Origin of the sequence: Cobetia sp. SIMBA_158 (assembly GCF_046566945.1) — a bacterium.
In the GTDB taxonomy this organism is placed as follows: domain Bacteria; phylum Pseudomonadota; class Gammaproteobacteria; order Pseudomonadales; family Halomonadaceae; genus Cobetia; species Cobetia amphilecti.
In genome coordinates this window covers 1-228 of sequence record NZ_JAWJYL010001263.1, presented here as the reverse complement: position 1 = coordinate 228, position 228 = coordinate 1, and the positions used below count along the sequence as shown (strand labels likewise).

Annotated in this window: 1 protein-coding gene; it reads right to left on the bottom strand. The window is 70.2% G+C overall.

The window, feature by feature from the left end; translation table 11 throughout:
* Positions 1–29: 29 nt before the first annotated feature.
* The coding region (locus tag R2R70_RS23775) for a hypothetical protein (RefSeq protein ID WP_410979458.1) at positions 30–228 on the bottom strand (199 nt) is incomplete at its 5' end.

The window sequence follows — 228 nt, the reverse complement described above, 5'->3', positions numbered from 1 at the left end:
CGGGCGGCCGCGCGCGGGAACGGAACGTGTCAGCCGGCCGCCGTTTTGCGGGTCGGCCGCTTGAGCAGCGGCGCGAGATACTTGCCGGTGAAGCTGGCCTTGGTCTTCGCGACCTGCTCGGGCGTGCCCTGGGCGATGATCTGGCCGCCGCCCGCGCCGCCTTCCGGACCGAGGTCGATCACCCAGTCGGCCCTCTTGATCACGTCGAGGTTGTGCTCGATGATCACG